The 22,611-nt window shown below is 68.5% G+C and carries 27 protein-coding genes and 1 tRNA gene; 20 read left to right on the forward strand and 8 right to left on the reverse strand.

Going from position 1 to position 22,611, the window contains the following annotated elements:
* Nucleotide 1 precedes the first annotated feature (1 nt).
* The 3 genes from AC2YHJ_RS02045 to AC2YHJ_RS02055 are packed head-to-tail and all read right to left on the reverse strand — an operon-like array spanning nucleotide 2 to nucleotide 3,945.
* Complete coding sequence (locus AC2YHJ_RS02045) at nucleotides 2–2,290, reverse strand: glycosyltransferase family 4 protein (RefSeq protein ID WP_487393641.1); 2,289 nt, start codon at nucleotides 2,288–2,290, stop codon at nucleotides 2–4.
* Nucleotides 2,280–3,239: a glycosyltransferase family 2 protein gene (locus AC2YHJ_RS02050; protein WP_487393643.1), complete on the reverse strand. Its 960-nt coding sequence runs from the start codon at nucleotides 3,237–3,239 to the stop codon at nucleotides 2,280–2,282. Before AC2YHJ_RS02050 ends, AC2YHJ_RS02045 begins: the two co-directional genes overlap by 11 nt.
* The gene (locus AC2YHJ_RS02055; protein WP_487393645.1) at nucleotides 3,232–3,945 is read right to left on the reverse strand and encodes a hypothetical protein; all 714 of its coding nucleotides are present in this window, start codon (nucleotides 3,943–3,945) and stop codon (nucleotides 3,232–3,234) included. The genes AC2YHJ_RS02050 and AC2YHJ_RS02055 overlap by 8 nt, the downstream gene beginning before the upstream one ends.
* Nucleotides 3,946–4,042: 97 nt before the next feature.
* Between AC2YHJ_RS02055 and AC2YHJ_RS02060 the strand changes: the two genes are divergently transcribed.
* A complete protein-coding gene (locus AC2YHJ_RS02060; protein WP_487393646.1) occupies nucleotides 4,043–4,720 on the forward strand; it encodes a class I SAM-dependent methyltransferase in 678 nt (225 codons plus the stop codon).
* A gap of 12 nt (nucleotides 4,721–4,732) precedes the next feature.
* Here the strand turns inward: AC2YHJ_RS02060 and AC2YHJ_RS02065 are convergent, their stop codons facing one another.
* From AC2YHJ_RS02065 to AC2YHJ_RS02075, 3 genes are read right to left on the reverse strand one after another with little or no spacing between them, the layout of a single operon-like run.
* Complete coding sequence (locus tag AC2YHJ_RS02065; RefSeq protein WP_487393647.1) at nucleotides 4,733–5,371, reverse strand: hypothetical protein; 639 nt, start codon at nucleotides 5,369–5,371, stop codon at nucleotides 4,733–4,735.
* A gap of 22 nt (nucleotides 5,372–5,393) precedes the next feature.
* A complete protein-coding gene (locus AC2YHJ_RS02070) occupies nucleotides 5,394–6,680 on the reverse strand; it encodes a glycosyltransferase family 61 protein (RefSeq protein WP_487393648.1) in 1,287 nt (428 codons plus the stop codon).
* Nucleotides 6,673–7,428 (reverse strand): Stf0 family sulfotransferase, encoded by a 756-nt coding sequence (locus AC2YHJ_RS02075; RefSeq protein ID WP_487393649.1) that lies wholly within the window; start codon nucleotides 7,426–7,428, stop codon nucleotides 6,673–6,675. The genes AC2YHJ_RS02070 and AC2YHJ_RS02075 overlap by 8 nt, the downstream gene beginning before the upstream one ends.
* Before the next feature lie 243 nt (nucleotides 7,429–7,671).
* On the opposite strand from AC2YHJ_RS02075, the gene rpiB reads away from it, so the two are divergent.
* The 10 genes from rpiB (at nucleotide 7,672) to thiL (ending at nucleotide 15,473) form a co-directional block, all read left to right on the forward strand.
* A complete protein-coding gene (gene rpiB, locus AC2YHJ_RS02080) occupies nucleotides 7,672–8,118 on the forward strand; it encodes a ribose 5-phosphate isomerase B (protein WP_487393651.1) in 447 nt (148 codons plus the stop codon).
* Nucleotides 8,118–9,452, forward strand: coding sequence for a serine hydroxymethyltransferase (gene glyA, locus AC2YHJ_RS02085; protein WP_487393901.1), 1,335 nt, complete (start codon nucleotides 8,118–8,120; stop codon nucleotides 9,450–9,452). Before rpiB ends, glyA begins: the two co-directional genes overlap by 1 nt.
* Nucleotides 9,453–9,465: 13 nt before the next feature.
* Nucleotides 9,466–9,921: a transcriptional regulator NrdR gene (gene nrdR / locus AC2YHJ_RS02090; RefSeq protein ID WP_487393652.1), complete on the forward strand. Its 456-nt coding sequence runs from the start codon at nucleotides 9,466–9,468 to the stop codon at nucleotides 9,919–9,921.
* 6 nt (nucleotides 9,922–9,927) lie between these two features.
* On the forward strand, nucleotides 9,928–10,605 hold the full coding sequence (locus AC2YHJ_RS02095) for a zinc metallopeptidase (protein WP_487393654.1): 678 nt from the start codon (nucleotides 9,928–9,930) through the stop codon (nucleotides 10,603–10,605).
* A 79-nt stretch (nucleotides 10,606–10,684) separates the two neighbouring features.
* On the forward strand, nucleotides 10,685–11,791 hold the full coding sequence (gene ribD / locus AC2YHJ_RS02100; protein ID WP_487393655.1) for a bifunctional diaminohydroxyphosphoribosylaminopyrimidine deaminase/5-amino-6-(5-phosphoribosylamino)uracil reductase RibD: 1,107 nt from the start codon (nucleotides 10,685–10,687) through the stop codon (nucleotides 11,789–11,791).
* A complete protein-coding gene (locus AC2YHJ_RS02105; protein WP_487393656.1) occupies nucleotides 11,791–12,402 on the forward strand; it encodes a riboflavin synthase in 612 nt (203 codons plus the stop codon). The genes ribD and AC2YHJ_RS02105 overlap by 1 nt, the downstream gene beginning before the upstream one ends.
* Nucleotides 12,399–13,535: a 3,4-dihydroxy-2-butanone-4-phosphate synthase gene (gene ribB, locus AC2YHJ_RS02110; RefSeq protein WP_487393657.1), complete on the forward strand. Its 1,137-nt coding sequence runs from the start codon at nucleotides 12,399–12,401 to the stop codon at nucleotides 13,533–13,535. The genes AC2YHJ_RS02105 and ribB overlap by 4 nt, the downstream gene beginning before the upstream one ends.
* Nucleotides 13,532–14,017, forward strand: coding sequence for a 6,7-dimethyl-8-ribityllumazine synthase (gene ribH, locus AC2YHJ_RS02115; RefSeq protein ID WP_487393658.1), 486 nt, complete (start codon nucleotides 13,532–13,534; stop codon nucleotides 14,015–14,017). The genes ribB and ribH overlap by 4 nt, the downstream gene beginning before the upstream one ends.
* Nucleotides 14,014–14,508 carry a transcription antitermination factor NusB gene (gene nusB, locus AC2YHJ_RS02120; protein ID WP_487393660.1) on the forward strand — a complete coding sequence of 165 codons (495 nt, stop codon included), beginning with the start codon at nucleotides 14,014–14,016 and terminating at the stop codon, nucleotides 14,506–14,508. The genes ribH and nusB overlap by 4 nt, the downstream gene beginning before the upstream one ends.
* On the forward strand, nucleotides 14,505–15,473 hold the full coding sequence (gene thiL / locus AC2YHJ_RS02125; protein WP_487393661.1) for a thiamine-phosphate kinase: 969 nt from the start codon (nucleotides 14,505–14,507) through the stop codon (nucleotides 15,471–15,473). Before nusB ends, thiL begins: the two co-directional genes overlap by 4 nt.
* Before the next feature lie 78 nt (nucleotides 15,474–15,551).
* On the opposite strand, the gene AC2YHJ_RS02130 is transcribed toward thiL, so the two are convergent.
* On the reverse strand, nucleotides 15,552–16,130 hold the full coding sequence (locus AC2YHJ_RS02130; protein WP_487393662.1) for an outer membrane protein assembly factor BamE: 579 nt from the start codon (nucleotides 16,128–16,130) through the stop codon (nucleotides 15,552–15,554).
* Nucleotides 16,131–16,138: 8 nt separating this feature from the next.
* On the opposite strand from AC2YHJ_RS02130, the gene AC2YHJ_RS02135 reads away from it, so the two are divergent.
* The 8 genes from AC2YHJ_RS02135 to AC2YHJ_RS02170 all read left to right on the forward strand — a co-directional run bounded on the left by AC2YHJ_RS02135 (nucleotide 16,139) and on the right by AC2YHJ_RS02170 (nucleotide 20,773).
* Nucleotides 16,139–16,696: a ubiquinol-cytochrome C chaperone family protein gene (locus AC2YHJ_RS02135; protein WP_487393663.1), complete on the forward strand. Its 558-nt coding sequence runs from the start codon at nucleotides 16,139–16,141 to the stop codon at nucleotides 16,694–16,696.
* Nucleotides 16,686–17,198 (forward strand): YceD family protein, encoded by a 513-nt coding sequence (locus AC2YHJ_RS02140; RefSeq protein WP_487393664.1) that lies wholly within the window; start codon nucleotides 16,686–16,688, stop codon nucleotides 17,196–17,198. Before AC2YHJ_RS02135 ends, AC2YHJ_RS02140 begins: the two co-directional genes overlap by 11 nt.
* 101 nt (nucleotides 17,199–17,299) lie before the next feature.
* Nucleotides 17,300–17,500, forward strand: a complete 201-nt coding sequence (gene rpmF / locus AC2YHJ_RS02145) for a 50S ribosomal protein L32 (RefSeq protein ID WP_137123705.1) — start codon at nucleotides 17,300–17,302, stop codon at nucleotides 17,498–17,500.
* A gap of 38 nt (nucleotides 17,501–17,538) precedes the next feature.
* Nucleotides 17,539–18,591, forward strand: a complete 1,053-nt coding sequence (gene plsX, locus AC2YHJ_RS02150) for a phosphate acyltransferase PlsX (protein WP_487393665.1) — start codon at nucleotides 17,539–17,541, stop codon at nucleotides 18,589–18,591.
* Nucleotides 18,592–18,605: 14 nt separating this feature from the next.
* Nucleotides 18,606–19,586: a beta-ketoacyl-ACP synthase III gene (locus tag AC2YHJ_RS02155; protein ID WP_487393667.1), complete on the forward strand. Its 981-nt coding sequence runs from the start codon at nucleotides 18,606–18,608 to the stop codon at nucleotides 19,584–19,586.
* 203 nt (nucleotides 19,587–19,789) lie between these two features.
* Nucleotides 19,790–20,098 (forward strand): integration host factor subunit alpha, encoded by a 309-nt coding sequence (locus AC2YHJ_RS02160; protein ID WP_487393669.1) that lies wholly within the window; start codon nucleotides 19,790–19,792, stop codon nucleotides 20,096–20,098.
* Nucleotides 20,095–20,520: a MerR family transcriptional regulator gene (locus tag AC2YHJ_RS02165; protein ID WP_487393670.1), complete on the forward strand. Its 426-nt coding sequence runs from the start codon at nucleotides 20,095–20,097 to the stop codon at nucleotides 20,518–20,520. Before AC2YHJ_RS02160 ends, AC2YHJ_RS02165 begins: the two co-directional genes overlap by 4 nt.
* 176 nt (nucleotides 20,521–20,696) lie before the next feature.
* Nucleotides 20,697–20,773: transfer RNA gene (locus AC2YHJ_RS02170), tRNA-Pro, on the forward strand.
* Nucleotides 20,774–21,213: 440 nt separating this feature from the next.
* Here the strand turns inward: AC2YHJ_RS02170 and AC2YHJ_RS02175 are convergent.
* Entirely contained in the window at nucleotides 21,214–21,396 is a 183-nt protein-coding gene (locus AC2YHJ_RS02175; protein WP_487393671.1) for a hypothetical protein, read from the reverse strand.
* A gap of 101 nt (nucleotides 21,397–21,497) precedes the next feature.
* Here AC2YHJ_RS02175 and AC2YHJ_RS02180 point away from each other — a divergent pair, with 101 nt between their 5' ends.
* The gene (locus tag AC2YHJ_RS02180; protein ID WP_487393672.1) at nucleotides 21,498–22,586 is read left to right on the forward strand and encodes an LCCL domain-containing protein; all 1,089 of its coding nucleotides are present in this window, start codon (nucleotides 21,498–21,500) and stop codon (nucleotides 22,584–22,586) included.
* The last annotated feature ends 25 nt before the right edge of the window (nucleotides 22,587–22,611 follow it).

The raw sequence follows: 22,611 nt of genomic DNA on the forward strand, positions 1-22,611 counted from the left end.
TTCAAGCCGCGAGTTGGCGCCCGAGTTCGGCCCAGATACGCGCCCAGCCGGCGTCCCGGCCGAACTCCTCGGCGGCATCCCCGGCATCTGGCGGAGCGCCGTCCCAGCGATGCAGCGCCGCCATGACCAGCGCCGCGGAGACGAAGCCGCGCGTCCGATAGGCCAGGGCCGGCGCGGTCGAGACCACATCAGGCGCCATCGCGTCGCCGATCCGCAGATGGGCGATCTGGGCGCGCAGCGCGATCTCGCGCGCCGGCCGTGCCGCGGCTGGCCGACCATGCTCGATGATGAAGGCGGGACGGAGACGGCCCCAGGATCGCGGGTCGAAGAAATCCGCGATGCCGGCGCCTGAGATGGCATCCCGCTGCACCGCCAAAGGCCCGTCCGTCGGCCATGCCGGCAATGCGGCCCCGCCGTCCGGCGTGAAGAGGGTCACCGCCCGCCCCAGCGTCGTCGACAGGAAGGCAAGCACCGGCAGCAGTTCCGCCGCGGCCGCGTCCTCGGCCAGCAGCGCCACCGGACCGGGCGCCGCGCCACGCAGCGCGGCGAGCAGCCGGCATTCTTCCGCACGCCAGAGCATTGGCGCCGAGACGCGTTCGGCCCCCGCCGCTTGGCGGATCGCCGCCGCGGCGCGCGATGGGGCCTCCTCCAGCAGCAGGAAGCGCGGAAAGGCCCGCGCGAGACGGGCCAGCCGGTCATCGAGCCCGCCCTGCATGGCCAGCGCGGCGGCATGCGCGACGCCAAGACGCGTATGGACCGGCCCCTCGGGCATGGCCTGGGGCACGGTGGCGAACCAGGCGGCGAGGTGAGGAGCCGCCAGAAGTTCGGCAAGGCCCACGCGTCGCGCCCGCCCGTCCTCGAACAGCAACTGCGCGACGGACGCCGGCAGCGGGCCGCAGGCCGGATCTACCACAAACCGGCCGCGCGCAGCGAGCAGCCGCAAGGCGGCGGGATCGGCCTTGGCGGGGTCGCCGCTCAGATGCAGCGCCACCGGGGCGCGGAAGGCGGCGTAGCGTGCGACATCCGCCACATGGTCGAAGACGAGGTCGCCCAGGCGGACCTGGTCGAAGCGCAGGGCGATGATCACCGAGGCCGGCAATTCCGCGGCGGCCTGCCCTGCGTGCCGCAATGTCTCGGCGATGCTTGCCTCGGCCGCCGCGACCGAGCGGCGCGATGCCGCGGCGAGATCGGTGAGTTGCGACGGTTCGCGCAGCAGACGATGCGCGGCGCGCATCATGGCCTCGAAGTCCGGGCATTCATGGAAGGGATGGGTGGGGACGTAGCCTTCGAAGGCGTGGACGTGGCTGATCAGCGGCTTGCCACGTGCCAACGCCTCGCCGACCTTGATCTTCAGCCCTGTCGAAAAAGCCAGCGGCGCGAGCACCGCATCCACCTGGTCGTAGAGCGTGTCCATGCTCTCGACGGTGCCAAGCTGCCGCAGATAAGGCAGGCGAAGCCCTTCGAGCAGACTACAGACCGAACCGGCCACCACGATCTCGATCGGCAGCAGCGTGCGGCGCAGATACTGGTCCGCCACCTCGAGGAAACGGCGGATGTTGCTCGCATTGATGTTGTTGCGGCCGCCGACGATGCCCAGGCGCAGCACGCCATCCGCCGCGCGCGCATGCGGCGCCGGCGGGGCAGGGGGCTCCATGTGCAGCAGGGTGCGCACGGGCCGCTTCGTCAGGATGGAGAAGAACTCGGCCTCCTGGTCCTTGATCGCCCAGACCAGGTCGGCACGTTGGAGGCCGAGGCGTTCCTGCTCCTCGGTCGTATGGAAATACTCGGGGGCGAGGCCGTTCGCTGCGAGCAATTCGCGCCGGCCGGAGAAGCGGTCATGGGTGTCGAGGATGCGCAGCACACCGGCGGGGGCGTGTTCCAGCGCCTTCGACAGCCATGTGTAGTTCACCAGCAGCGCATCGTAGCGGCCGACCTTGAACAGCCAGTCGAGCATCTGCCCGATCGCCGGGTCCCACCAATCGTCGATCGCGTGGTCGGAGCCCGCTGATGGGCGGGTATGCAGGGGCCGCGTCACCGGGCAGTGGAAGACCTCCTGCCACTGCGCGGCCATTTGTGCCGTCGCGTCGCGTGGCAGGCGCGTGCGCCATTCCTCATCGGATGGATAGTGCAGCAACGCGACATGCGCGCCCTCGCGCTGCAGGGCGCGGTTCACCTGGACGATGCGGTTGCGGTTGCCGAGGGTGACCGGCCAGGTCGGCACCGGTGACAGGACAAGGACGCGCAGCCCGCGCCAGGAGCCGTCCGGCGCGGCTTCGGCCTCAGAGGTCATCCTGCTCGTCCAGCCCCGCGAGCAATGCGGTGACCGCGTTGTACACGGCTGCGGACTGCCAGCGGAAACCTGCGGCGTCGTCCCGTTCCAAGGCAAGGCCGCGCATGGTCCTGTCAGCCGGGTTGCAGTTGAGCAGGTAAGCCTTCATCCCTGCCCAGGCCTGGTCACGCCGCTCCATTGCCGCATTGGGCGCGCGCAGATAATCGGACACGGCCTGCCAGGCGGCGCGGCGGCGGAACCAGCGCTGCGTCAGCCGGTCCGGATCCACCCAATGGTCCACCGCGGCCAGCGGATCATAGGCGACAAGCCCGCCCAGCGCCCTGATGCGGTCGGTCATCGCGGTTTCCTCGGCCGACAGCAGGCTCGCCGCACCGCCGGTGCGCCCGAGCGAGGTGTCGAACCATCCGGCGTCGCGCAACGCACTGATACGGAAGGCGATGTTCGCGCCGGCGACCCATTCGCCTTCCGCCAGCAGACGGCGGCGCGGGCCAAGATCGACCACTGTGATGGCGCCGAGCATTTCATCCGGCAGCCAATCCGGCCGCGGAGCGCCCCACCATGGGCGGATCCGCCCGCCAACCACCTGCAGCGCCTCGCCGAACTGGTCGAAGCAGCCGGCGATGTTCTCCAGCCACACGTCGTCGGCGCGGGCGTCGTCGTCGAGGAAGGCGACGATCGGCGCACGGGCCAGCTGCGCTGCGACATTGCGCGCGTTCGACAGGCCGGGACGGGCCTCATGGCGCCAGGTCAGGTTGGGACGCCCGGCGAAGGCTTGTGCTTCCCGCACCGAGCGTGCGGCGTCGGGGGAATTGTCGATGACGATGACTTCGAAGCTGCCGGCCGGCAGGGTCTGCGCGAGGGCCGATTCGATGGCGCCGGGAAGAAGGTCGTAGCGTTCATAGGTGCAGATGGCCGCGGCGATGCGGCAGGGGTTGTAGGTATCAGTCACGGGCGATGCGCAGGCGCTGGAAAGCGACGCCGAGCCGGCGCTTGTCGGCCGCCCCGCGGTCGGACGGGGAATGGACGTGGGGCACGTGCAGCGTGACGCGCGTCGGACCGTCGCTGGCGCGAGCCGCGATCGGTTCGGAATGCAGGACCTTCGAGGTCCCCTCGCGCTGGAGTGCGTAGCGGGTCCCGTCGACTTCGATCGTCAGCTCCTTGGCATTGGCCGGGGTGCCGAAATGGAAGATCCGAAAGGTGGCGATGAGCGGGGCGGACCGGTCGATCCAGGCCTCGAAGTGGATGCTGTCGCCAGGGCCTGTCCAGCGGAAGGCGCCCTCGGGGCCCCATTCGAGTTGGTAGAAGCCGTCCTGGACGGGGAGGAGTTGGTCGGCGGCGATGTCGTAGCTCTGCGGCAGAGGCGCGGCGATGGAGGCCACGGACGGCGTCAAGGGCGACTCGCCTGACGCCGCGTCACGGATCTGCAGGATGCGCTCGAAGGCGTCGAGCCTTGCTCGGAGTTGAGCGACCTCGGCGCGCAGCAACGCGACGTCGGCAGCCTCCGAGTTCGGGGCGTCAGAAGAGTTCTGCTGGTTCAACACCGTCTGAGTCACTACCGGCACACAGATCCACCCATTGCGCCATCCGCTGCGCGCGGCGATCTTAGATTTCACCAGCCGGAGTTGGAAGCGTGCCGCGTCAAAAAAGCTGCTCACGCATTCAACGCTTGCGTGCCAGGTGTTGGCGGAAGAGACACGCTCTCCAACTCCCGCGCAGAGCAGGCCACGGTTGGCGCAACAAGGCAGGTGTATCTTGGATTCTGCAAACGCGGTCGAGGCATTCCTCGCCGATATCCCGAAGCTGCACTCATGGGACGGTGGCGCGACGTGGAACACGGGCGGCTTCACGCGTAGTGAGCTGAGCGCGATTATCGAAACGGTCGGTCGAGACGTAGGCGCGGGCGCCCATGTCGCCGAGACCGGCGCCGGCAATTCGACCGTTGCGATGGTGCTTGCCGGGGCCGACAACGTGGTCTCGGTTGCGCCGGACAAGCCCCTCTTCGAGCGCATTGCAGAGGCGTGCCGGCGGTTTGGTCGCGAGCCGACCGCGCTTCGTGCCTATGCCGCCCTTTCGGAAGATATGCTGCCGCGTTTGGCGGATAGCATTGAAAGCAGTGGCCGCTTGCTGGACTTTGCCCTCATAGACGGCGGCCACGGTTGGCCGACGGTGTTCGTCGATTTTTGCTACCTGAACCGGGTGTTGCGCCAGGATGGTTTCATCATGGTGGACGACATTCAGATTCACGCAGTGAAGGAATTGGCGCGCATGCTGATGGAGGACAGGAACTTCGTGCTTGTGAAGAAGTTCCGCAAGACGTTGCTATTCCGCAAGAAGACGGCCATTCGCTATCTGCCGGATTTCGGCGCCCAGCCCTACATCCGGCGACGCTCCAAGGAAGATCGGGACGCGGGCAAGCCATTCGAACTTTGAAGGCTTGAAAGCTCATAGCGCGATGGTGGTCGCCTTCGCGTAGGCGGCGTCCAAGTTGGACGACGCCGGCGGAACCCGTGGCCGAAAGGCGCACAGCGTTGACGAGCGTTCCACGAGTTCAAGCCATTCGAAGGCGGCATCGTAGCCCGGCCGCTTGTCGCTGACATCATGAAGCAGAATCGTGAAATCTGGGCTCCTGCTGCTGTCGAGCCACCATTGAAGGGTACAAAGGCAGCAGGCGATGCGGAAGCGACCGTCCACCAGCACCAGGTCGGGTTCTTCATTCAAGGCCTTCCAGACGGGCCACGGTGCTTCCGGGTAGGCGCGCCAGCGCGCCTTGTTCTGGCGCTCGACTGGAAATCCCCAACGTTCGACTGGGCCGATATCGGCATGAAGCAAGCGTAGCCTCGCATCAGCGACAGCCGCTTGAACAAGTGGGTCGTGCTCGAGCGAGCGTAGCCAAGCCGCGTCGGACTCGACTGAGACGATTCGCTTAACGCCTGCGCGCAATGCGAATGCTGTCGAGGCCCCGGAACCGAATTCGCAGACCCGCGATGCGGCGCGCAACCGGCGCTCGTACATCTGGATCTCGTCCGGACCCATGTAGGGTTGCGGATCTGCCTCTTGGGCAGGAATGGCGGCGTGTCTCATCGTGGGCTTCCATCTTCTCGCATCAGGCGCTCGGTGGCAGCCGCGACGCGTGCTGTTCATCAATACGGCAGAGCATGCGTCTGACCGGCTCGAGATCGGCCCGCCAGCCTTCGGAGAATGCGGGATTGTCGAACATGAGATAGCCGTATTGCAGGCCGCAGCAGGCACTGAGGCGTCGATAGGTCTCGTTGCGGCTGGGGCTCTGCGAGGCTCGGTTCAAGGCGCGCAGTTCGATCAGTGTTGCGTCGCTGTCGCAGAAGGCGGCGTTGGTCAGCCCCGCACCGTGCGGCCCAATGATGATGGAGGCACTCGCGAAAAGCGCGATCTGGTCCGTGAAGGAGAGGCTGCCGGGATCGACGGTCTCGAAACCGTGCGCGGTGACGAGATCGACTACCTCCGCCTCATTGTCTAGTGGCCGGGCCGGGGCATTCAAGCGCGTCACATAGAGCCGCCTCCCTGCCGGCCGTCCGGTCTTCCAGATGCCGATCTCATCGAGAAGCGGGCGCCCGGCGTGGGCTCTCCGCAAATGATCAGCCAGGCGACGGAAGTCCGGGTTCATGCGCGCGTGCTGATGGAAGCAGGAGTAGAGGCCGGTGCGCGGCAGCCAAACGAAACGTTGCGATGCGGCGCATGACGCGATGCCGAATTGGCCGGCCTGCCGTACGGCGAGATCGGCGATTGGCCGCCTGATCTGTGGCACGACACCCTGAATGCGGTCGGCGCGGATAGCAGAGGCGAAAACGAAGGCCTGAAGCAGGGCCTCGCTCATCATGTGGAAATAGACCGCAGATTGGATGTTCAGCAGCGGCAGATAAATCGCCGTTCCGGGAGCCTCGCGGCGAGGTGCCATTGTGGCGCAACCATGAAAATCACGATTCTCTCCTAGAGAGTGAAAATACGCCTTCCTTCTTTCTCCAGAAACATAAACTGTTTCTTCAATAACACTAAGCCCCTCAGGAGTTGGGAGGAAAATCGAACCATACCAGACATCGAGCAGTGCCGGCCGGTCGATGATGGCGATGTAGGCCGCATCCCAGCGGTGAGACGACTTGCTCGCAAAGTTCCTCGCATATGGAAGCGTGTGATCATCCGGCGCGATATGAGCGCTATAGCGGATTGGTATGCTGCCAGAGGTGGTGGTCCGGGTCAGGACAACGTCCGTCTCGCGGCGGTCGAGCGCGGCAAAGAGAGCTGAATCAACGAGAGGCGTGGCCGGGACCTCCTGCCACGTCAGTGACAAGAGGGGCAAACTCGGGAAATCATCCGACAAGGCGGCAGCCCGCTCGAATCCCGGTGAGATGTCAGCCAACGAAAGTGCTTCCCTTGTAGTGCTGGGATGCGCGCTCCGCGAACAACTTGGCCGGCATTTCCCGTTCAAAGGATTTTATGAATTCTGCAGTGTGCGGATTCCGTTGTTCTTGCAGCGTGGCGAAAACGGGGACATCTTGCGCGGAATTGCCGAATTCCGTCAGCATGGCGGCGATCGTTTCGGCTGGAGCTTTAACGAAATCCTCGAATTCAACCTCCATATAGCGCGCGCCCATGCCCTGCAGAATTGAGGACCAGGTCGCGTCCTGAACGATGAGGCGGCGCATATGGCGCTCGATCTCGTCGAAATCGAATGGGACTTCCGCAGGATCAATCTGCGCAACATCGGTGGAGATCCATTGCCCGGTCTTTTCGGCGAAATAGTAAGATATCGCTTGGCGCAATTTTGAGCGACGCCGGAGATGTACGATGAAGGCGCCATTAAATAGCGTCGCGAAACTCGGAAAGCTCCGAAATACGTCAAAATCCTCGAAAAGCAGCTTTGTGCCGAAGATGCCGTTTGGCGTCCGGTGTTTCTTGGATATCCAGGAAATATACTGCTCGGTTGAAATTGAATTCGGAGTATTGATGGTTCGGTAGAAGCCGCTCTTCCGGATGATATCCGGATTGAATGCTTCGATAGGGTGGCCAAGGAATTTCGTATTCTTCAGAAAATCGCAGAAAAGATTGCTTCCCGATCGCGCTGTTGTGCAGATAATATAGTTCTTTGTTTCACGCCAGGGCATCATATTCTTCTCGTCAGGTCCCGGTTCGACTTGCCTATCAAGTCGTCATCGGGGGCGATCGCAACGGTGGGCAGCGCCGTATCCTAAGGTGATCGCATTGGCGTGGGTCGGTATTCAAGGCCTCTCGGTCGCTGGCGGTGCCCCTCGGCGAGCCCCGGAGCGTAGATCGGAAATCGAGCAACAGTGCATTGCGCCAGCTAATGACGCTGTCACCTTCGCACGATCTCGGGTAACGACGGCTCCATCATGCTGCCCCTCGCATCCGACCATGCCGGCCTCCCCCTCAAGCTCGCACTTAAGGCAGCGCTTGAAGCCGAGGGCCGATCCATCACCGACCTCGGCACCCATGGCCCCGAGTCGGTCGACTACCCCGACTTCGCCGCCAAGGTGTCCGAAGCCGTCGCCTCCGGGCAAGCCCCCTTCGGCATCCTCGTCTGTGGGTCCGGCATCGGCATGGCCATCGCCGCCAACCGCCACCCCGGCATCCGCGCCGCCGTTCTGCACGATGCGACCGAGGCCCGGCTGACCCGTGCCCACAACAACGCCAACATCGCCTGCTTCGGCGCGCGCACCATCGGCGTCGAAACCGCCCTCGACGCCCTGCGCACCTTCCTCTCCACGCCCTATGAGGGCGGCCGCCACGACCGCCGCCTTGCCAAGCTCGACCCGGCGGGCGCAAAACCCGCGCCATGATGCGCCCCGCCCCCCGCCTCCTCCGCGCGCCGGACGGCCCTGCCGCCGGCAGCCCTCCTGAATCCTTCTTCCGCGCCTCCCTCGGTGCGGCGGACCCGGACATCGCCGCCGCGGTCGCGCAGGAGCTGGAGCGCCAGCAGGACGGCATCGAGCTGATCGCGTCGGAGAACATCGTCTCCCGCGCGGTGCTCGAGGCGCAGGGCAGCGTCCTGACCAACAAATATGCCGAGGGCTATCCCGGCCGCCGCTACTACGGCGGCTGTGAGGCCGTGGACGTCGCCGAACGCCTGGCGATCGAGCGCGCGACGAAGCTGTTCGGCTGCGGCTTCGCCAACGTCCAGCCGCATTCCGGCGCCCAGGCCAACCAGGCGGTGTTCTTCGCCCTGATGCAGCCGGGCGACACCTTCATGGGCCTCGATCTCGCCGCTGGCGGGCATCTCACCCACGGCTCACCGGCCAACCAGTCGGGCAAATGGTTCAAGGTCGCGCCCTACACCGTGCGGCGCGAGGACCAGCGCATCGACATGGACGAGGTCGCGCGCATCGCCCGCGAATCGAAGCCGAAGGTGATCGTCGCCGGTGGGTCGGCCTATGCCCGCGCCTGGGACTTCGCGCGCTTCCGCGCCGTCGCCGACGAGGTCGGCGCCTACTTCATGGTGGACATGGCGCATTTCGCAGGCCTCGTGGCCGGCGGCGCGCATGACAGCCCGATCCCGCACGCCCATGTGGTGACCACGACCACCCACAAGACGCTGCGCGGCCCGCGTGGCGGCATGGTCCTGACCAACGACGAGGCGATCGCGAAGAAGATCAACTCGGCGGTCTTCCCTGGCCTGCAGGGCGGCCCGCTGATGCATGTCATCGCTGCCAAGGCGGTGGCCTTCGGGGAGGCGCTGCGGCCTGAATTCCGGGCCTATGCCGCCGCCGTGGTGGCGAATGCCAAGGCGCTGGCCGAGGAACTGAAAGCCCAAGGCCTCGACCTCGTGACCGGGGGCACCGACAATCACCTGCTGCTGGTGGATCTGCGACCCAAGAAGCTGACGGGCAAGCTGGGCGAAGCGGCGCTGAACCGCGCCCACCTGACCTGCAACAAGAACGCCATCCCCTTCGACCCGGAAAAGCCGATGGTCACCTCCGGCGTGCGGCTCGGCACCCCGGCGGGCACGACCCGTGGTTTCGGCACGGCCGAATTCCGTGCCATCGGCAAGCTGATCGGTGAGGTGCTGGACGGTGCCGCACGCGCCAATGCCGAGGACGGTAACGCCGCGGTCGAGGCCGCGGTGAAGGCGAAGGTGCTCGAACTCTGCCGCCGCTTCCCGGTCTATCCGGGCTGAGGAGCCGACACGGATGAAGTGTCCCTTCTGCGGCGCCGAGGACACGCAGGTGAAGGACAGCCGGCCGGCGGAAGACGCCGCGGCGATCCGGCGCCGGCGGGCCTGCGCTGCCTGCGGGGCGCGCTTCACCACTTTCGAGCGGGTGCAACTGCGCGAGATCACGGTTCTCAAGACCGATGGCCGCCGCGTGCCCTTCGACCGGGAGAAGCTCGCCCGGTCGGTCCGCGTCGCCCTGCGCAAGCGCCCGGTCGATGAGGACCGGATCGAGCGGCTGGTCAATTCCATCCAGCGTCGCCTGGAAACCGAGGGCGAGACCGAGATCCCGTCGCGCAAGATCGGCGAGCTCCTGATGGAATCGCTGAAGGAGCTCGACCAGGTCGCCTATGTCCGCTTCGCCAGCGTTTATCGCAATTTCAGCGAGGCGAAGGATTTCCAGGCCTTCCTCGGGGAGCTCGGCGGCAAGGAGTAGCGAGGCGTGCCGCTGCTGATCCTGGCGCTGCTGCTCGGCCTTCTGTTCGGTCCGATGCTGTGGGTGCGCTGGGTGATGCGCCGCCACGCCGCCGATCGGCCGGACCTGCCGGGAACGGGCGGGGAACTCGCCCGGCATCTACTGGATGAGGCCGGCCTACACCACGTCGCCGTGGAGCCGACCGGCGAGGGCGACCACTACGACCCGGCGGCCCTGGCGGTGCGGCTGGGGCAGGACCATCTCGACAGTCGCAGCATCACCGCCGTCGCGGTCGCGGCGCATGAGGTTGCGCACGCCGTGCAGCATCGCGACGGGGCGCGGCTGTTCAGCCTGCGCATGACGCTCGCGCGCATCGTCACGCCGTTGCGGCTGGGGGCAATCGTGATGATGACGGTGGTGCCGCTGGGCGGCGCGGCGTTGGGGGCGGGACATATCGCGATCGGCTCGATGCTGCTGGCGCTGGCCGTCTTTGCGCTTTCGATCCTGCTGCAACTGGTCACTCTGCCGCTCGAATTCGATGCGAGCTTCACCCGCGCCCTGCCGGCACTGCGCGCGGGCGGGTACCTGGCGGAGCGGGACCTCGCCGCGGCCCGGCGCGTGTTGGGGGCCGCGGCGATGACGTACTTGGCCGCCGCCCTGCTGTCGGTGCTGCAATTGGCACGGGTCGTACGCCTTCGAGTTTGAGCGCCGGCCGGTGCCGGCCAGCCCTGCGCCGGGGCCGGATGGTCGTGGCGCGGCACAGGCGCTACATGCTCCTCACCCCATGTCGGACGACCTCCATCACATGCGCGCCGCCCTGGCGCTGGCCCGCCGGGGCCTCGGCAATGCCTGGCCGAACCCGGCGGTTGGCTGCGTGCTGGTGCGGCATGACCGCGTGGTCGGCCGCGGCTGGACGCAACCCGGCGGCCGGCCGCACGCCGAAACCGAGGCGCTGCGCCGCGCCGGCCCCAAGGCGCGCGGCGCGACCGCCTATGTCACGCTGGAGCCCTGTTCCCATCACGGCCGTACTCCGCCCTGCTGCAATGCGCTCGCCGAGGCTGGCGTCGCCCGCGTGGTCATGGCCATGCGCGACCCCGATCCGCGGGTGAACGGGCGCGGCCTCGCCATGCTGCGGGACGCAGGGATCGTGGTGGAGGAAGGCCTGCTGGAGGCGGAGGCCCGCGCGCTCAACGCCGGCTTCTTCCGCCGGATCGAGCGGGGGCTTCCGATCGTCACACTGAAGCTTGCTACCACCCTCGATGGCCGCATCGCCACCGCGACCGGTGAATCCCGCTGGATCACCGGCCCCGAGGCCCGTCGCGAGGCCCACGCGCTGCGCGCCCGCCACGATGCCATCCTGGTCGGCTCCGGCACGGTGCTGGCCGACAACCCCGACCTGACCTGCCGCATCCCGGGCATGGAGCGGGTCCCCATGCTCCGGGTCGTCGCCGATGCCCGGCTGCGCACTCCGGCCGCCGCGCGGCTGGTCACGACCGCCGCTGCCGCGCCGACCTGCATCATCACCGTTCCCGGTCATCCGCCGGCCGCGCTTGCCCCCTTCATCGCTGCCGGGGTCGAGGTGCTGACCGTGCCGCCCGCCGATCCGGGGCTCGACCTGCGGGCGCTGCTGGCCGCCCTGGCCCGGCGCGGCGTGACGCGGGTGCTGGCCGAAGGCGGGGCGGGCCTTGCCGCCGGGCTGCTGCGCGCGGGGCTGGTCGATCGCCTCGCTTGGTTCCATGCGCCCGGCGTCATGGGCGGCGACGGCCATCCGGCCGCCGAGGGCTTGCGTCTGGCGACGCTCGCCGCCATGCCTCGCTTCCGCAGGGTGGCCGTCCGGCCGCTCGGGGCGGATCTGCTCACCGAATACGAACCCATCGCGGAGGTCGCCTGATGTTCACCGGGATCGTGACGGCCCTCGGCACGGTGCGGGAGGTGCAGCCGATCGGCGGCGGGCACGATCTGCGCCTCGTCATCGGCACCGCGCCGGCCTTTTTGTCGGAACCGGCACCAGCCGCCCTTGGCGCTTCCATCGCCTGTTCGGGCGTCTGCCTGACGGTGGTGCATCTCGCCGCCGATGCCTTCTCGGTGGATTGCTCGGCCGAGACGGTGGCGAAGACGACGGTGGGCGCCTGGAAGCAGGGCGCGCGCATCAACCTCGAGCGCGCGTTGCGCATGGGTGACGAACTCGGCGGGCACCTGGTCGCCGGGCATGTGGACGGCGCCGCAACCGTGGTTTCCGCCACGCCGGAGAACGCCTCGGTGCGCTGGCGCTTCCGCCTGCCGGAAGCCCTGGCCCGCTATGTCGCGCCCAAGGGGTCGGTCGCGATCGACGGCGTTTCCCTGACCGTGAACGAGGTTGACGGAGAGGTCTTCGGGGTCAACATCATCCCCCACACCGCCTCGGTCACCACCTTCGGCACGCTGCAGCCCGGCGACAAGGTCAACATCGAGGTGGACATGATGGCGCGCTATGTCGCGCGGCTCCGGGAGTATGAGCGTTGAGCGCGATCACCGACACCGTCCGCACCTCCTTCTCGGACTTCCTCTCGCCGACCGAGGAACTGCTCGAGGAAGCGCGCAGCGGTCGGATGTTCATCCTGGTCGATGACGAGGACCGCGAGAACGAGGGCGATCTCGTCATCCCCGCGCAGTTCGCCACACCGGACGCGATCAACTTCATGGCCCGCTATGCGCGCGGGCTGATCTGCCTGGCCATGACACGCCATCGGGTCGAACAACTCGGGCTGCCGCTCATGGCGCAGTCCAACGGCACGCGGCACGCCACCGCCTTCACCGTTTCCATCGAGGCGCGCGACGGCGTCACCACCGGCATCAGTGCCGCCGACCGCGCGCGCACCGTCGCGGTGGCCATCAACCCCGATCTCGGGCGCGAGCACATCGTCACCCCCGGCCATGTCTTCCCGCTGGTGGCACGTGAGGGCGGCACGCTGGTCCGCGCCGGGCACACCGAAGCGGCCGTTGATTTCGCGCGCCTTGCCGGGCTCAATCCGGCCGGCGTGATCTGCGAGATCATGAATGACGACGGCACCATGGCGCGCATGCCGGACCTTGTCGCCTTCGCGCAGCATCATGGGCTGAAGCTCGGCACCATCGCCGACCTGATCGGCCACCGCCGCCGCACCGAACGCTTGGTGCGCCGGGTCGAGGAAGCGATCCTGCCGCAGGCGATCGGCGGCGAATGGCGCGCCGTGGTTTATGGCAGCACCGTCACGCCGGGCGAGCATCTCGCCCTGGTGAAGGGCGATGTGGCCGCCGGCGACGAGCCGGTGCTCGTGCGCATGCACGCGGCCTCGCTGCTGAACGACCTCGTCGCGGGGCGCACCATCGGCGAATTGCACGGCGCGATGCGCATGATCGCCGAGGCGGGTCGTGGCGTCGTCGTGCTGCTGCGCGACTGGCGTAGCGACGGGCTGTCGGACCAGATCCGCCGCGGCCGCGGTCGCACCACCGCGCCAGAGCTGCGCGACTACGGCATCGGCGCGCAGATCCTCGCCGATCTCGGCGTGTCGCGCATGATCCGCCTTTCCAACCATCCGCGGCCGATCGTCGGCCTCGAGGGCTACGGGATCGAGGATGTCGAGATCCGGCCCATTCCCATGGACAGCACCAATTGAGCACCCTTGATTCCCCCGAGCGTGGCCCGGCCGCGCTCGCCGGCCCGCCGCCGCGCATTCTCGTCCTCGCCGCGCCCTATTACCGGGATGTGGTGGATGGGATGCTGGGTGGCGCGCAGCGTGTCTTCGCCGATGTCGGCGCCGCGGTGGAGGTCGCCGAGGTCGCCGGCGGCTACGAACTGCCCGCCGCCCTCGCCATGGCGCTGAAGGTCCCGGGTCGCTGGGACGGCTTCCTGCTGCTGGGCTGCGTGGTGAAGGGGGAGACCGATCACTACACCTTCATCTGCGACGCCATCTGCAACGGCGTCATGAACGTCTCGACCGCATCCGCCGCGTCGATCGGCTTCGGTCTGCTGACCGTGGACAATCTGGACCAGGCCATCGCGCGGTCGCGCGACGACCGCATGAACAAGGGGGCCGAGGCCGCCCATGCGGTGCTGGCCCAGATCGGGCTCGCCCGCCGCTGGGGGATCGCCGGATGACGCAGCGCCCCAAGCCGACCGGCCGGCCGCGCACCGGTGCGCGCGTCGCCGCCGTGCAGGCCCTGTTTCAGTCGGAGCAGACCGGCGAGAGCGCCGAGACTGTCGCGCAGCAGTTCATCCGCCATCGCATCGGGGCTGGGCAGGGCGGTGACGCCTTCGAGGATGGCCGCGTGCCGCTCGCCCATATCCCGCTGTTCGAGGCGATCTTGAAGGCCGCCGCGACGCGGTCCGAGGCGACCGACGCCGAGATCCGCGCGCATCTGGCCAAGGATTGGACGCTCGAACGCCTGGATCCCGTGCTGCGCGCCCTGCTGCGTGCTGCGGCGGCGGAATTGATGGCGGGCAGCGAGCCGCCGGCCCGCGTGGTGATCAACGAGTACCTCGATATCGTGCGCGGTTTCCTCGATGAGGAGACGTCGCGCTTCGCCAATGGCGTGCTCGACGCCATGGCCCACGCGCTGCGCCCGCAGGAGTTCGGGGCGGCGCGGTGAGCCTGCCCGCCGAATTTGCGCTGATCGCACGCCATTTCCGCCCGCTGGCGGGGCAGGGGGCACTCGACCTCGCGGATGATGCGGCGGTGCTCGACATTCCCGCCGGCCGACGCTTGGTGATCGCGGCCGATGCGATGGTCGAGGGCGTCCACTACCTGCCTGGCGATCCACCGGAGACGATCGGGCGCAAGCTGCTGCGGGTGAACCTGTCGGACCTTGCGGCGATGGGGGCCGCCCCGCTCGGCTACCTCATGACGACCGTCCTGGCGCGCGGCACGCCGGAGGAGTGGATCGCCGGCTTCGCCCGCGGCCTCGCCGAGGATCAGCGCGATTTCGGCCTGACGGTGCTGGGCGGCGACACGGCGGCCACGCCCGGGCCGACCTGCCTGTCGCTGACCATCCTGGGCACCGTGGCGCCTGGCGCCGTGCTGCGGCGCGCCGGGGCGCGGCCGGGCGATGATGTCTGGGTTTCGGGCACGATCGGGGATGGGGCGCTCGGGCTGCGCGTCCTGCGCGGGGAATTGCCTGCCGATGCCGAAGGGCATCTGGCGCGCCGCTACCGCCTGCCGGAACCGAGGCTGGCATTGGGGCAGGGGATCGCGGCGATCGCTGCGGCTGGGATGGATGTCTCGGACGGGTTGGTGCAGGACCTCGGCCATCTCTGCCGCGCGGCGGGTTGCGGGGCGGAGATCGAGGCGGCGGCGGTGCCGCTGTCAGCCGCCGGGCGAGACCTGGTGGCTAGCGACCCGGCATTGTTGGCGTCCGCGCTGACCGGCGGCGATGACTACGAACTGCTGTTCGCTGCCGCACCGGGCGCGGCCGCGGCACTGCTGGATGCCGCCGCGAAGGCGGGCGTGGTCATCACGCGGATCGGCCGAATGGTCGCCGGTCCGTCGGAGGTCGCGGTCATTGCCGCCGACGGGCAGCCGATGGCTCTTGCACGGGGCGGCTGGAGCCACTTCTGAAGGCCAGCACCGAAAGATCGCGATCCAGGGGGCCGTTGCCCCCTGGCGGGGAGGTTCGGAGGGGCGGCGCCCCTCCGATCAGTACCGTCCGCCTGCGTTCGCCGGATTGCCCGGCCCCGGCGCGCCGCCCATCCCAGGCCGGCCGAGATTGCCGAACAGTGACTGCAGCAGCGACCGCTCGTTGCCCGGCACCGGCGTCTCGCGCGACACCATCTGTACCGGCCGCCCGTCGGCGTCGCCCAGTTCGCGCACGCCGCTGACCACGCCCTGCCGGTTGAAGGAGATGGCGACGACGCGCCGGTCCTCCACCATCAGGTAGCGGCCGGGCTGCAGCCGGGTCTGGGCGCTGATGTAGTACCAGTTGTCCTCGTCGAAGGTGCCGCGGGCGGAGGGCGATCCGAGCAGCGCCTCGACGTCCGAGCGCGTCTGCACCCCCGGCGTGATCTGTGCGAGCTTTTCTGGGTCCACGCGGTTGCCGCGCTGGACCGGGGCGGGGCCAAGCGTGTCCGTGATCCAGCCGCAGCCCGACAGGGCCAGGAGCAGGATCATCAGCGGCGCGAGACGGGATGCGTTGACCGAACGGATGTGGCGGGCCATGTCGCGGAACCGATAGACATCATGATGCCCCTGGGTCAACCATTCTGGGGCAGGAGCCATTCCACATCATGGGCATCCTCGCGATGTTCCGCCGCCGGCCGCATGAACGGGCCGGCTTCGAACTTTATGGCGCGGCCGTCGGCGCGGCGCGCAACCCGGCGCTGTTCGCCGTGCTGGGCGTGCCCGACACGCTGGAAGGCCGCTTCGACCTGGTCAGCCTTCATGTCGGCCTGTTGATCCGCCGGCTGCGCAACGATGGCGACGCACGCGGGCCGGCCCTGGCCCAGGCGGTGTTCGATGCCATGTTCGCCGACATGGACGTGAACCTCCGGGAAATGGGGGTGGGCGACATGTCTATAGGCAAGCGGGTGCGCGGCATGTGGGAGGCCTTTCACGGCCGGGCCCTGGCCTATGAGGCGGCGCTCGATTCGGCCGACCCCGAGGCGCTGGCCGAGGCGCTGGCGCGCAATGTCTGGCGCGGCGCACCGCCACCGGATGGCGCGGCAGGGCGGCTGGCGCAGCTTGCCCGGGCCCAGGCGCAGCATCTGGCAGGGCAGGGTATCGATGCGCTGGCGGCCGGACGCGCCGCTTTCCTGCCGGCGGAGGGCCTGATCCATGCAGCCTGAATTCCACCGTCCGATCGCCCTTGCGCGCATTCCGCCCGAGGGCCGGCCGGAGCATCTGCGCGCGACGCCGGCCGAATGCGCCGCGCTCGCGCTGCGCCTTGGCATCACGGCGGTGAACCGCTTTTCCGCGGAATTGCTGCTGAAGCCGGAACCGGGCGGTGGCGTGGCGATCGAGGGGCGCATCGCGGCCGAGGTGGTGCAGGATTGCGTCGTCACCCTCGAACCCGTGGTCGAGCAGGTCGAGGAGACGGTGCATCTGCGGGTCCTCGGCCCCGGGGAGCAGTACTCCGACGATCCGGACTCCCCGGATGAGGTCGATGCGCCGGGCGGGGTGGCCGATTTGGGCGAGGCGCTGTCCGAGCAGCTGGCGCTCGCCCTCGACCCCTACCCGCGGGCGCCCGGCGCTGTCCTGCCGGATGAGGTCGCGCCGGAGCCGGAGGCGCCGCCGGAGCCGCGCCCCAGCCCGTTCGCCGGGCTGGCTGCCCTGCGCGGGCGCAAATAGCCGTCCCGGCGGCCTGCGCGGCTTGCATATCAAGGGGGTGGGTGCTAATGGCCCGCCCTCCCGCTATCCTGCGTGTTTGTAGATGAAAGAGGCTCGGCGCCATGGCCGTTCCGAAGAAGAAGGTTTCGCCCTCCCGCCGCGGCATGCGCCGCAGCCATGAGGCACTGAGCGCCCCCTCCTACCAGGAGTGCTCGAACTGCGGCGAGCTGAAGCGGCCGCACCACGTCTGCTCCCACTGCGGTCACTATGATGGCCGTGAGGTGGTTGCGGCCGAGCGTGTGGGCCAGACCATCCGCTCCTGACGCGCGGTGTTGACCACACCGCGCAGGGACCGCTGATCGTGTCCCAGCCGAGCCCGCCCTTTGCGCTGGCGATCGACGCCATGGGCGGCGACGCGGCACCGGAGGTTGTGCTCGACGGCCTGGAAATGGCTGCCGAGCGGCACCCGGATGCGCGGTTCCTGCTGGTCGGCGACGAAGCTCGCGTCGGCGGTGCGCTGGCGCGCCGCAAGCGTGCTGCGCGCGCCTGCAGCCTGCGCCATGCGCCGGACTACATCCCGGGCGACATGAAGCCGACTGCCGCACTTCGCGTGCGCGGGTCGTCGATGCGCGTCGCCATCGATGCGGTGGCGGCCGGGGAGGCGGCGGGCATCGTCTCGGCCGGCAATACCGGCGCGCTGATGGCCCTGTCGAAGATCGTCATCAAGACGATGCGTGAGATCGACCGGCCGGCGCTCGCCGCGATCGGGCCTTCGGCGCGCGGCGACGTGGTGCTGCTCGACCTCGGCGCCAATGTGCAGTGCGATGCGCGCAACCTCGTCGAATTCGCCGTCATGGGCGACGCCTTCGCGCGCGCCGTGCTCGGCCTGACCAACCCGTCCATCGGCCTGCTCAATGTCGGCTCCGAGGAGCTGAAGGGCGATGACCGCGTGCGCGCGGCCGCCGAGACGCTGCGCGATTCGCATATCGGCGGGAATTTCCGTGGCTTCGTCGAGGGCCACGACATCACCGCCGGGACGACGGATGTGATCGTCACAGACGGCTTCACCGGCAATGTCGCGCTCAAGACCGGCGAAGGCGCGCTGAAGCTGATGCGCGATCTGCTGCGCCAGGTCTTCACCTCCTCCGTTCCGGCGCGGCTTGGTTATCTCCTGGCGCGCCCGGCGCTCGACCGGTTGCGCGAATGGATGGATCCGCGGCGCTACAATGGCGCGATCCTGATCGGGCTGAACGGCGTGGTGGTGAAGTCCCATGGCGGGACGGATGCGCTCGGCTTCGCGCATGCCGTCGATGTCGCGATGGACATGGTGACGCACGGCTTCAACGAGCGTATCCGTGAGGGCCTGTCCCGACTGTCCACGAACGGTCCGCGAATCGCGGCCGATCCTCGCTGAGGTTGCCGCCTTCCATGGTCTTGCGCGCCACCATCGCCGGCTGCGGCGGCTATCTGCCCGCGACGCGGTTGTCCAACGACGAGCTTGCCGCCCTGAAGGGGCTCGACACTTCCGACGCCTGGATCCGTGAGCGCACCGGCATCGGTTTCCGCCACATCGCCGCACCGGGAGAGACCGCGTCCGACATGGGTGCGGCCGCCGCACGCCAGGCACTGGAGCGCGCCGGCGTCGATGCGTCTGAGGTGGACGCCGTGCTGGTGGCGACCTCGACCCCCGATTCGGCCTTTCCCGCGACGGCCGTGCGCATTCAGGCGAAGCTTGGCGTGACCAAGGGCTTCGCCTTTGACCTGGCAGCCGCATGCACCGGCTTCATCTATGCCATCGGCGTGGCCGACGCGCTGATCCGCGCGGGCCAGGCGCGCTGCGTGCTGGTGATCGGCACTGAGGTCTATTCGCGCATCCTGGACTGGACCGACCGTGGCACCTGCGTGCTGTTCGGCGACGGCGCGGGCGCGATCCTGCTGCGCGCCGGGGAAGGTGCGGGCACCACCGACGATCGGGGCGTGTTGTCCTGCCACATGCATTCGGATGGCCGCTTCGGCGACATCCTGCATATCGAGGGCGGCGCGGGCTCGACCGGCGGCGCCGGTTTGCTGCGCATGGCCGGCAAGGAAGTGTTCCGCCACGCGGTGACCAAGCTCGCGTCCGTGGTCGATGAGGCACTGGTGGCCAATGGGCTGGGGCATGAGGATGTGCGCTGGCTGGTGCCGCACCAGGCCAATCGCCGCATCATCGATGCCATGGGCAAGAAGCTGCACCTGCCGCCGGAACGCGTGGTCGTGACGGTGGAGCGCCATGCCAATACCTCCGCCGCCTCGGTGCCACTCGCGCTGGCCGAGGCCTGTGGCGACGGGCGTATCCAGCCAGGCGACCTGGTCGTGCTGGAAGCGATCGGCGGCGGCCTGACCTGGGGCGCCGCGCTGGCGAGGTTCTAGGCCGTCCCTCAACGGCCGGCGGCCACCATCCGGCCGCCTTGCCTTCGCGCCCCCGACTGTTGTGCCGGGTGCCGCAGGCAGTTTTGGCGCGGTCGCGCCGTGCGTTCCCCAATCGCCGTGGGGCCGCGATCCGAAGAAGGTTGACGCCCGCGACCGATACCGGTTTTCTTGCCGTTAGAACGGCTTGCGGGCGGCTCCACAGCATGAACACGGTAACGCGGGCGCAACTCGCGGAAGCGATCTACGCCAATGTCGGGCTGTCTCGGAACGAAAGTGCCGCGCTCCTCGAGACCGTGCTCGAAAGGATCTCTGCTGCGCTGGAGGCCGGGGAGCCCGTGAAGATCTCCGCCTTCGGCACCTTTCTGGTGCGGCAGAAGGGCCAGCGTGTCGGGCGCAATCCCAAGACCGGCGTCGAGGTGCCCATCCTGCCGCGCAAGGTGCTGTCCTTCCGCCCATCCCAGGTGCTCAAGGCCCGCATCAACAACGAGCCTGAGGGCGAGGGCGACGAATGAGCGAGGACCTGCCCGCCGAGGCCGAGGCCCGCGCCCGCCCGCGCAAGGCGCCCACCGCCTTCCGCACCATCAGCGAAGTCGCTGACGACCTGCATATCCCACAGCACGTCCTGCGCTTCTGGGAATCGAAGTTCCCGCAGTTGAAGCCGCTGAAGCGCGGTGGCGGGCGGCGATACTACCGGCCGGAGGACATCGCGCTGCTGCGGCGCATCTCCGACCTGCTCTACACCCAGGGCTACACGATCAAGGGCGTGCAGCGGCTGCTGCGCGACGGCACCGATGAAGGACCGCAGGGCGGCGAACTGCCGCTCGGCGATCCGCCGCCCCCGCCGGCGGCCGAGGAGCAGGAGACGGCGGCGCTGCGGGCGGCGCTGGCGGAGCTGGAAGCCATTGCGAGCGAGTTGCGCGCATTGGCGGGATGAGAGTTGGAGGGGCCTTGCCCCTCCAAACCACCCCACCAAAGGGCCGGGGGCCTTTGGAATGCCGATTCCTGGTATTGGATGTCGGTGGGGCGACGTTTCCGTGCAGGGCCGCCACCGAATCTCACCCCTGACGGGGTGGAAACCCTCGGCGGCCGGTGCTACACGGCGCGTCCGGTCGGAGCGTAGCGCAGCCTGGTAGCGCATCAGTCTGGGGGACTGGGGGTCGTGGGTTCGAATCCCGCCGCTCCGACCATTTTCCTGAGGCCAAACGCCAGTTTTGGCGCCTGCCCGATGGTCTGTTCGGGCGACAGCAAGAATCTCGAACCAAGTTTGAACCGCGCGACCTTCGTGGTCCGCCCGCTGTTTGGCTTCCCTTGATGCATGACCGACGCTGATGGCCGGCGCGGCGAGACGGTCATTCGCCTGTGGCGTAGGGCGCAGTCTCCTCACAGCGGTCGTAGGGGCTCGAAGGCCCTCGGAAGCGCCAGCCATTTTCCACTGGGTTGATGCGTCGTCGACGAAGCCGATCCGATTCATGGCGCGGTATCGATCGCGCATCTGCAGGGACGTGATCGCTGCCCTCGCTCTCCCGGGTTGATGCGTCGCCAGAGCGCCGTGCTGTGCTTGCTGACCGAATCGGCTTGGGCAGGGGCGGTCACGCGGAGCCGAGGCAAACGGGAAGATGGGCTGACGCTATCCGTACCGAGGCGCCTCGATGCCCGTCCATGGCGCGGCCGGCACGCCGATAGCCCACACGCCACTGGTGATCTCGTCGAGAACGAAGGGCTTGCCGGCTCGGTCGGCGCAGATCGCCAACTCCATCTCGTGGCGTAGCTTGGATCCCCGCACCGAGCGGAGGCGGCGTGTGCGGGACATCACTTCTGCTTCCAGTTCGCGACGAACATTGTCCTTGGCCGGATCGACGCGTCCGGGCCTGTGCGATATCAGAACGGCAGGTTCGTCCAAAGGAAACAGCAGTGGCTTTGACTCTCCGCATCCTGCCTGCAGTTGCGGTACTCGCCTGGATGTCCCCGGTACTTGCGCAGGATGGACCGCTGCCGAACTGCCCCGACGACTTCACCGGCCGGCGCCCGGGCGAGACCTTCACCTGCGCCTGCCGCGCCGGCACTGCGACTGACGGTCCGGTCTGGGGCACGGATACCTACACGGCGGATTCGCGCATCTGCACCGCGGCGCGCCATGCCGGCCTGACGGGCGCGAATGACGACGGGATCACGATTACCGCTGCGCCGGGGGCTTCCAGCTACCGCGGCAGCAGGCGCAATGGCGTCAGTACCGACGACTACGAAGCCTATGATTCGAGCTTCACCTTGCGCCCCGTTGCAGCGCGCACGGGTGCACCGCAGACCTGCCCGGAGAACTTCGCCCTCTACCGGGGCCTTGCGGAGCCCTTGCGGTGCCTCTGTCCCGGCGAGGCGACGGGCCGGGGCAGCGTCTGGGGTGTCGAGATCTACACGGATGATTCCGGAATCTGCCTGGCCGCTGTCCATGCGGGGGCCATTCCGGCGACGGGGGGGATCGTCACGCTGCGCAGCCTTCCGGGTCGCAGCGCCTATACCGGCGTGCGGCGCAATGGCGTGCAGAGCAGCGACTTCGAGGCCTGGCCCGGCAGCTTCCGCTTCGAAGGTGTGGCGGCCGATGCGCGCCCCCCTGCCGCAGCCGCGGCACCGGTGCAGGCGCCGGTTGCGCAAACGCTGGCCGCGCGCGGGCAGGTGCAGCTCTACATCACCTTCCGTACCAACTCGGCCGAACTGGACGCCTCCGCGGCGGAGGTGCTCGGCGAACTCCGCTCGGCGCTGGCGGCGGACACGAATTTGCGCCTGACGCTGGTCGGGCATACCGACAGCACTGGGACCGCGGCGCAGAACCGGCCGCTGTCCCTGCGCCGCGCTGAGGCCGTGCGGGGTTGGCTGGCGGCGCGCGGCATTGATGCAGGCCGCCTGACAGTCGAGGGCAAGGGGCCTGACCAGCCGCTGGCGGACAATGCCACCGAAGCCGGCCGCGCGCTGAACCGCCGCGTATCCGCAGTCCGGATCGGAAGCTGATCGATTGGCGCGGCGCCGCTGGCGC

The sequence above is a fragment of the Roseomonas sp. SRI_022 genome, from assembly GCF_057586215.1.

Coding starts and splice junctions, on each gene's coding strand:
- AC2YHJ_RS02045 (WP_487393641.1), bottom strand. CDS start 2,290: ATGACCTCTGAGGCCGAAGCCGCGCCGGACGGCTCCTGGCGCGGGCTG.
- AC2YHJ_RS02065 (WP_487393647.1), bottom strand. CDS start 5,371: ATGAGACACGCCGCCATTCCTGCCCAAGAGGCAGATCCGCAACCCTAC.
- AC2YHJ_RS02075 (WP_487393649.1), bottom strand. CDS start 7,428: ATGATGCCCTGGCGTGAAACAAAGAACTATATTATCTGCACAACAGCG.
- rpiB (WP_487393651.1), top strand. CDS start 7,672: ATGCTGCCCCTCGCATCCGACCATGCCGGCCTCCCCCTCAAGCTCGCA.
- glyA (WP_487393901.1), top strand. CDS start 8,118: ATGCGCCCCGCCCCCCGCCTCCTCCGCGCGCCGGACGGCCCTGCCGCC.
- nrdR (WP_487393652.1), top strand. CDS start 9,466: ATGAAGTGTCCCTTCTGCGGCGCCGAGGACACGCAGGTGAAGGACAGC.
- ribD (WP_487393655.1), top strand. CDS start 10,685: ATGTCGGACGACCTCCATCACATGCGCGCCGCCCTGGCGCTGGCCCGC.
- AC2YHJ_RS02105 (WP_487393656.1), top strand. CDS start 11,791: ATGTTCACCGGGATCGTGACGGCCCTCGGCACGGTGCGGGAGGTGCAG.
- nusB (WP_487393660.1), top strand. CDS start 14,014: ATGACGCAGCGCCCCAAGCCGACCGGCCGGCCGCGCACCGGTGCGCGC.
- AC2YHJ_RS02130 (WP_487393662.1), bottom strand. CDS start 16,130: ATGGCTCCTGCCCCAGAATGGTTGACCCAGGGGCATCATGATGTCTAT.
- AC2YHJ_RS02135 (WP_487393663.1), top strand. CDS start 16,139: ATGGGCATCCTCGCGATGTTCCGCCGCCGGCCGCATGAACGGGCCGGC.
- AC2YHJ_RS02140 (WP_487393664.1), top strand. CDS start 16,686: ATGCAGCCTGAATTCCACCGTCCGATCGCCCTTGCGCGCATTCCGCCC.
- rpmF (WP_137123705.1), top strand. CDS start 17,300: ATGGCCGTTCCGAAGAAGAAGGTTTCGCCCTCCCGCCGCGGCATGCGC.
- AC2YHJ_RS02155 (WP_487393667.1), top strand. CDS start 18,606: ATGGTCTTGCGCGCCACCATCGCCGGCTGCGGCGGCTATCTGCCCGCG.
- AC2YHJ_RS02160 (WP_487393669.1), top strand. CDS start 19,790: ATGAACACGGTAACGCGGGCGCAACTCGCGGAAGCGATCTACGCCAAT.
- AC2YHJ_RS02165 (WP_487393670.1), top strand. CDS start 20,095: ATGAGCGAGGACCTGCCCGCCGAGGCCGAGGCCCGCGCCCGCCCGCGC.
- AC2YHJ_RS02175 (WP_487393671.1), bottom strand. CDS start 21,396: ATGTCCCGCACACGCCGCCTCCGCTCGGTGCGGGGATCCAAGCTACGC.